General features: G+C 64.9%; 6 protein-coding genes. 5 read left to right on the top strand and 1 reads right to left on the bottom strand.

Features of this window, described 5'->3' with window-relative positions; genetic code table 11:
- Window positions 1-110 precede the first annotated feature (110 nt).
- The 5 genes from AAGI46_14205 to AAGI46_14185 all read left to right on the top strand — a co-directional run bounded on the left by AAGI46_14205 (window position 111) and on the right by AAGI46_14185 (window position 6,293).
- Entirely contained in the window at window positions 111-2,405 is a 2,295-nt protein-coding gene (locus tag AAGI46_14205; GenBank protein MEM1013360.1) for a hypothetical protein, read from the top strand.
- The gene (locus AAGI46_14200) at window positions 2,405-3,058 is read left to right on the top strand and encodes a hypothetical protein (GenBank protein ID MEM1013359.1); all 654 of its coding nucleotides are present in this window, start codon (window positions 2,405-2,407) and stop codon (window positions 3,056-3,058) included. The genes AAGI46_14205 and AAGI46_14200 overlap by 1 nt, the downstream gene beginning before the upstream one ends.
- Before the next feature lie 101 nt (window positions 3,059-3,159).
- Window positions 3,160-4,317 carry a pilus assembly protein TadG-related protein gene (locus AAGI46_14195; protein ID MEM1013358.1) on the top strand — a complete coding sequence of 386 codons (1,158 nt, stop codon included), beginning with the start codon at window positions 3,160-3,162 and terminating at the stop codon, window positions 4,315-4,317.
- A gap of 28 nt (window positions 4,318-4,345) precedes the next feature.
- Complete coding sequence (locus AAGI46_14190) at window positions 4,346-5,512, top strand: VWA domain-containing protein (protein MEM1013357.1); 1,167 nt, start codon at window positions 4,346-4,348, stop codon at window positions 5,510-5,512.
- Window positions 5,481-6,293, top strand: a complete 813-nt coding sequence (locus AAGI46_14185; protein MEM1013356.1) for a class I SAM-dependent methyltransferase — start codon at window positions 5,481-5,483, stop codon at window positions 6,291-6,293. The genes AAGI46_14190 and AAGI46_14185 overlap by 32 nt, the downstream gene beginning before the upstream one ends.
- Window positions 6,294-6,395: 102 nt before the next feature.
- On the opposite strand, the gene AAGI46_14180 is transcribed toward AAGI46_14185, so the two are convergent.
- A partial coding sequence (locus AAGI46_14180) for a hypothetical protein (GenBank protein ID MEM1013355.1) occupies window positions 6,396-7,352 on the bottom strand: 957 nt, incomplete at its 5' end.

Raw genomic sequence — 7,352 nt, 5'->3', positions numbered from 1 at the left:
TTCTCTGGCAGGCACAACCCGGGAGTGAGCAGAAAGAAGTCGCACGCACGAGCTGGTACCGCATGCCGTAGCCGAAAGGAACCAGGATCATGAGGCGAATACGAATTCCAATGCGCCCACGTCGCGGCGCTGCCGCCGTCTTGGCGATGATCTACCTCGTCCTGCTCTCGGGCCTGGCGACGGCGATGTACCACGTCTCGGCGATGAACTCGCGCGGCTCCGCCGTCGTGGCTGATGCGCTGCGGGCACGCTCGCTCGCCGAGAGTGGTCTGCGATGGCAGGCGGCGCGGCTTGCCGATGCCGATCTTCGCCCGCGCATCAGCACCGGGCAGCTCTCCATCGACGACGCATCGGCCGTCTGGCTCGGCTGGTCCGACAGCTCGGGCACGACCGTCGGCATGCGCGAGCGCATCCACGACGACTGGGACGACAACCTCCCGGACACGGCCGTCATCGATGACAGCCAGGGCAGCTTCCCGTTCGGCATCGAAGTCTCCAACTTCGAAGTGCAAGGCGGCAAGCTCGACATCCGCGTCGAACGCCTGCCCGATACGGCCTACGACACCAGCGCCGGCAGCAACAGCTACCGACAGTTCATCGAGGTCTCCTGCACGGCCACGGTCAACGAAGGCACGCTGCGCGAGGTCAGCCGGACCAGCAGCATGCGGTTCAGCCTCGACAAGCGGATCGACTTCGCCGTCGTCGGCAAGACGCGCATCAAGCTCGGCCGAAACACTCTGGTCGACGGCCCGGTCGCGATGGGCACGGCGAACAAGTTCAGCCCGTACCTGATCCTGAGCGACTTTGACCACTTCGACTCGTGGCTCGCCGGCCGACTGGATGACTGGCACAACCTGCTGGTCGACGAGGAGGCCGACTGGGGCAACCGACTGCGCACGGGCACGTCTGCCGCCGACGTCGCGATCGACGCCGGCTTTGTCGACTACGACGGCGACGGCTGGATCGACGAGTTTGATCTGCTGCTCGACCGATTCGACACCGACGGCGACCTGGCCATCAGCCAGCTGGAGTTCACCGGTCCGGATGGCCTGTACGAGCCAGACCTTTGGGAAGCCGTTGACTCAGCCGGCGGGCCGATGTTCGACGGCGATCCGGCGCGGTCGGGCTGGAACGACGGCTATCTCGACAAACAGGACCTCTATGCCAAAGTCCGAGGCAGCATCTCGATGCGCGACAGTGCCGAGTCCTGGCAGGACTACCTCGACGGCCGGGGCAAGGGTGAGACCATTCGCGATTTGATGCGTGGCCCGCTGATCCCCGACTCGCCGGACGCAGCACCGGTGCTCTTCGGTGCGTCTCCGGAAGACATGATCGACCTGGACCCAGCCAACTTTGAGGGAGCAACCGACGGCTTCCGCAGCCGGACCGCCGAAAACGCGGGAGACACGCTGCGGGAGTTCGATCCGATCGTCAACGACGAGGGCAAGGAGCTCTGGGTCAAGACGAGCGGCGACGACATCGGCGACACGTACTGGGCCGACGCTGGAAGCTACGACGCCTTCGGTGCAGTCCAGGGCGAGTGGGAAGCGCAGCTGAAGAGCACCGTCATCGAAAACGCCGTCCTCAGCCTCGATGATGCCGATCGCTTCTACGACGACGGCGAGGTTGTGACACGCCGGGCCGAAGAGCGAACGCCCTTTGGCTCGGGCAGCTGGCAGGCGACGTACGACCGGCCGGTGTTCGAGAACGTCACCTTCCGCAACGTCGAGATTCCGCGTGGCCTGAACGCTGTGTTCAAGAACTGCACCTTCGAAGGCGTCACGTACGTCGACGTCGAACGCAACATCACCAAGAACGGCAGTGTCACGTACAACAAGAGTGACGGCATGAAGTGGGCCCAGAGCATGAAGACCGGCTCGTTCAGCAAGAACGACCCGATCAACCCGAGCAACTCCAACGGTGCCGCGGACGGCAACAACCTCCGGTTTGACTCATGCACGTTCAAAGGCCCGGTGACCGCTGCCTACTCGACGGCCTACACGCACTTTGCCAACTCGTGGGAGTTCACTGGCGAGACCCTCTTTGACAACGTCGTCGACGAGACTGCCACGATCGTCGCGCCCAACACGAACATCGAAATGGGCTCGTTCGAGCGGCCTGGCGAAACGCCCAGCACGATGAAAGGCGTGGTCGTCGCCGGCAACATCGACATCCGCGGCACCGGCATCGTCGACGGCAGCATCATCGTCGTCGGCGACGGTGCGGGTAACACGACGCTGGGCTACTTCGGCTCACGAGACAGCGACACCGACGCCGGTGCCGACCCGATCAGCGGCGGCTACGGCCGGCTCAACATCCGCTACAACCCGTACCGCGCCCTTCCGGACGGCATCAACATCCACGTCACGGTCGAGGCCGTGCCGCACACGTATCGGGAGAACTGATGCGACGCCGACACCACCACCATCGTCGCCGCGGACTCGGCATCGCAGAACTGCTCGTCGCGCTGGCCATTAGTGCTGCTGTGCTGGGCGCGATTGCGGCTGCGACGCACGCGGGTTTCCAGTCCTACCAGACCAATGCCGCGGCCGGCGACACCGCCCAACGGTCTCGCCTCGCCCTCGGCCGGGCACTTGACCTGCTTCGTGGCACCGACGACCTGGCCGACGAGTTGGGCATCGCCCACGATCCCGGTCCGATCACGCCGTCGGTTCGCGCCGACTTCATCGCCGGCGACACCGTGGAGGACGACGGCTTTGTCGTGTACGAGCCCTACACGCTGTCCGACGGAACGACGACCTTCCGCACGATCGTCTGGCAGTTCGACGCCGATTCCGGCGAGGTTCGGCAGAGCATCGACGCGGGCGACGAGTACGTGGTTCTGAGAAACGTCACCAGCTTCCGCTGCCGCTTCCAGCCGATGCGCAGCAGCGAAAACCGACGCCGCGGCATCCTCGAACACGATCGCCTGCGACGTGCGACGGTCGTTGTGACGGTCGAGGCCGACCAGGGTGCTGGCGTCAACGCCAACGCAGCCGGTCGATCCTCGTTCACGCTCAGCGGCAGCGCGAGTCCGCGTCGAAACGTGGGTGTCTGATAAACGCCGGTGACCTTCACTCGCGGGCGTCTGGGTACGACGTTGGAAGCATGATCCCCCGGGGACAATGCGCCCGTCGTTCATCCGCACGCCGCGGCTCCGTGCTGCTCGCGGTGCTGCTGTTCATTCCTGTTCTGTTCGCACTGCTTGCCCTGTCGATCGACTGGGGCAAGACCGTCTCAGCCGAGAGCGAGCTTCAGACAGCCGCCGACGCTGGTGCGCGGGCAGGCGTCCGGATGCTCACGCTCGACCCCGATCTGGCCCTGGCCGCTGCACACGGCTCGGTCGCCGAGAACGACGTGGATGGCCGGACAGTGCCCGTCGCGCGACGCACGATCCAGCTCGGAAAGTGGAACGAAGCGACACGCACGTTCGTGACGTCCCCGGCAGACGAGGCCAACGCGGTTCGCGTCGAGCTTCACCTTCCCGCCGGCGAAACGGACGGCGTGGACACGTTCTTCCACGGTTCGTCGACCGGTGCCCACGCAGAGGCGATCGCCGCCCTGATGGGTCAGGTCAAGGCCAACAAGTGGGTGCCGGCGACGAGCAACATCTGGCTCGCCGGATCGCCCGCTGGCACGATTGCCAACCAGTACAACCCGCACAAGAACCCCGACTACGCGGGTCTTGACGACACGAGCGAGCTCGCAGGCGTGCTCAAGGCCAGCGCCGTCCGCGTCGACATGCTGGACCTGACAGACATGGATAGTCTCGCCTTCGATGCCATCGTCGGCGGTGCCCAGCACCACGGCGGTGCGGTCAACGACACCGCCGACGGAGACGTGAAGAGGATGGCCTCCAACCGTTATGCCAACGGCCTCTACGACGCCAATCTCAATCCTCTCTTGGGCCAGAGCAAGGGGTCATACGAGGTCCTCGACATGGACATCCCGCAAAGTGACGGCAAAGTCGCCAAGAACGGCGGCGAGAACGGGAAGAGCAACCTGAAAGCGCCCTACTCGTCACTCATCGGCGTCTTCCTCGGGCCCGACGGTCCGATCGTGGGACAGGAGCCAACGTCGCTCGACTTCATGAGCAACGCCAGCAGTCGGGAATTCACAACGCTCAGCCCGGAGATCGCACAGCCGTTCTTCATCGGCGATGGCATCACCTCCGCCGGTGAGCAGCAGACCTTTGAGATTCCTGAGGGTGCGACCAGGCTCTTCCTGGGCGTCATGGACAGCTACGAATGGGGCAACAACGTCGGCGGCATGACCGTCGCCGTTCGCGAGCCCGGTACCATCCGAATGGTGAAATAGCCGACCGCTCGTCGCGTAGACTGGTTACGTGAAGTTCACCTACGGCGAGTTCGACGGCGACGAGTTCCCGACGCAGGACTCGCTGTTCGGCAAAGACCAACTCATGAACATGCTGATGCGGCATGGCGATGACGCCATGGACGCCCTTCAGCAGATGATGGAGAACCCGGACCAGTCCGATCCGGACATCCAGGAGTTCATCGAGAAGATGCTCAAAGAAGGCCAACTCGAGAAGGACGAGAGTGGCAAGCTCCGCCTGACGCCTAAGGCCGTCACCGGCATGCAGCAGAAGGCGCTTCTCGAAGTCTTCGAGAACCTCGATCGCGGCAACCGGGACGGCCATCGCAAAGTTACGCCCGGGCCCAACGGCGAACGCATCGACGGCACCAAGCCTTACCAGTTCGGCGACGCCGTCAGCGACCTCGACCTGCATGCCACGCTCCACAACGCTTTGCACCGCCACGGCCTGCCCGACTTCCAGAACGGCGGACGGCTGCAGTTCGGCGAGCGCGACATGGAGCTGCACCAGCACGAGGGCACCACCTCCGTCAGCACGGTCGTCCTGCTCGACATGAGCGGCTCGATGATGCGCTACGGCCGATGGCACAACGCCAAGAAGGTCGCCATGGCCATGTCGGCGCTGGTCCGGCAGAAGTTCCCGCAGGACACGATCGACTTCGTCGGCTTCTACTCCGGCGGCGAGGCGATCAAGGAGCGCGACCTGCCGCTGGCCATGCCCAAGCCGGTGACGATCTACGACTACGAGGTCCGGCTAAAGGTGCCGATCGACAAGATAGACAAGGCCCCGCAACACTTCACGAACCTGCACATGGGCCTGCAGATCGCCCGCCGCATCCTCAAACGCAAGGCAGCCGACACGAAGCAGCTTTTCATCATCACCGACGGCCAGCCGACGGCGCACATCGAGGGCAAGGAGGTCTTCCTGCTCTATCCGCCCGACCCGCGATCGACGGCGGCGACGCTGAAGGAGGCCCTGCTTGCCCGTCGCGAAGGGTGCCGGTTCGCCACGTTCGCCCTCGTCGAGGACTACTGGGGCATGGACTGGGTCGGCTTCGTCGACCAGCTGACGAAGCTGACCAAGGGCGTCAGCTTCTACACCGCCAGCGGCGAGCTCTCGAACTGCGTCATGGAAAGCTACCTCAGTGGCCGCAAAAAGAAGTCGTTCATCGCCTAAGCCCGGCGGCAAGACCGACTGGCAGCCCGTCGCCGACTGGTACGACGACCACGTCGGCGACGATGGCGGCGAGTTCCATCGCGAGGTCGTCCTGCCCGGCACGATGCGTCTGCTCGGCGGCGATGCAGTTCGCGGCGAGCGCGTGCTTGACGTCGCCTGCGGCCAAGGCGTCATGTGTCGACGTTTGCACGAAGCCGGTGCGACGGTCGTCGGTGTCGACGCGTCACCGGCGTTAATCGATCGAGCACTTGAACGCGGCGACGGAGAGTTTCATGTCGGCGACGCACGCGACTTGTCTAGGTTCGCCGGCGAGTGCTTCGACGCCGCGACGTGCCTGCTGGCGGTCGCGAACATCCATCCGATCCGCCCGGTCTTCGAAGGCATGGCCGCTGCGATCCGTGAGGGCGGCAGCGTCGTCATGGTCACGAACCACCCGGCCTTTCGCGGGGCCAAGGAGACGCACTGGGGCTGGGACGACGAGGCGAAGGTGCAGTATCGCCGCGTCGACCGATACCTGTCGCCTCGGAAGTCGCCGATCACGACGCATCCCGGCGACGTCGACCGCGGCTATACCTGGACCTTCCACCGCCCCGTCGGCCACTACGTCAAAGCCCTCCGCCAAGCCGGCCTCCTCGTCGATGCGATGGAGGAATGGCCCAGCCACAAAACCAGCGGCCCGGGCCCACGTCAGAAGGCGGAGAACCTCACGCGAAAGGAAATCCCGATGTTCCTGGCGATCCGAGCGCTCAAAATCGCCATGCCCTCACTTCCGTTATCCTGAGCGAGCGCAGCGAGTCGAAGGACCTCGCCTGTTTCTCGGTCGCAAAACCAGGCGAGGTCCCTCGGCTGCGCTCGGGATGACGGAGTGTGCGATCGCTGATCGTCAGTGCCGCCGACGCCGGAGTAACGGTGCAGCAACAAGCAGGCCGGCGACAGACGGCTCCGGGATGGAGATCGCCCAGGCGTCGAGGAGCTGAGCGTCCGCCGCGGTGCCGCCGAAGTTCGCGCGGAGGATGCCGAAGTCGGCGAGGTCGACGACGCCGTCGCAGTTGAAGTCGCCATTCTCGTGGCCGACGCCTGACGCGCCGAAGTTGGCACGCAGGATGCCGAAGTCGGCGAGATCGACCGTGCCGTCGCGGTTCGCATCCGCCGGCGGGCGAGCCTGGCCAGGCGCAAAGTTCAGCCCGAGCGTTCCGGCCGGCTCGTCGAAGGTGACGTAGTCGAACGGCGTCGCGGTCGGGTTCAGAAAGAGCGGGATGAAGTCTGTCGGAAGGATGTCGGCCGTCGCGACAAGATGGTTCACTCCGCAAATGCCGTCGAGCATGATCGTCTCGTTCGCCGCCTCGTCGAAAATCTCGATGTCGAAGACCAGCACCGGCGAGCCGCGCCAATTGAGGTGGTTCGGGTCCTGGTCGTTCGCCGCGTCGCCCTGCTCGGTGCGGACGAGCATGTTGTCGGCGTAGAAGCCGGGAACGGTGAGGACTTCGCCGCTGATGCCACTGATCTGGAGCGTGAACTGGTCTTCGAGATCGACACCCAGCAGCCGCGGGTTGGACGAGCCGAGCGGGTTGGCCGGGTCGTAGCTGACGCCGACCTGACTGGCGAGATCGGTGCTGATGAAGCTGGTCGCTGCACCGGTATCCAGCAGGAATGAGCCCTCACCCTTGAGGCCGTTGTGGCACATCTGGACGGCCGGGGTCGTGTCGCCCGGACCGCTGACCGGGCTTGGGCCGAGGAAGGGATTGTCGTTCAGCGTAGCCGGAATCGCCCCAGCCGCCTGGGACGGTTCGAGCGTCGTGAAGCGGCTGAAGTCGCCGTAGCTGAGGGCGACGGTCACGTC

Source organism: Planctomycetota bacterium (genome assembly GCA_038746835.1).
In the GTDB taxonomy this organism is placed as follows: Bacteria; Planctomycetota; Phycisphaerae; order Tepidisphaerales; family Tepidisphaeraceae; genus JBCDKH01.
The sequence above is the reverse complement of the archived record's forward strand: the minus strand, read 5'-3'. Positions and strand labels throughout refer to the sequence as shown.

Bases quoted from the DNA above. Each gene is read 5' to 3' on its own strand.
- AAGI46_14205 (MEM1013360.1), top strand. From the start codon at position 111: ATGCGCCCACGTCGCGGCGCTGCCGCCGTCTTGGCGATGATCTACCTC.
- AAGI46_14200 (MEM1013359.1), top strand. From the start codon at position 2,405: ATGCGACGCCGACACCACCACCATCGTCGCCGCGGACTCGGCATCGCA.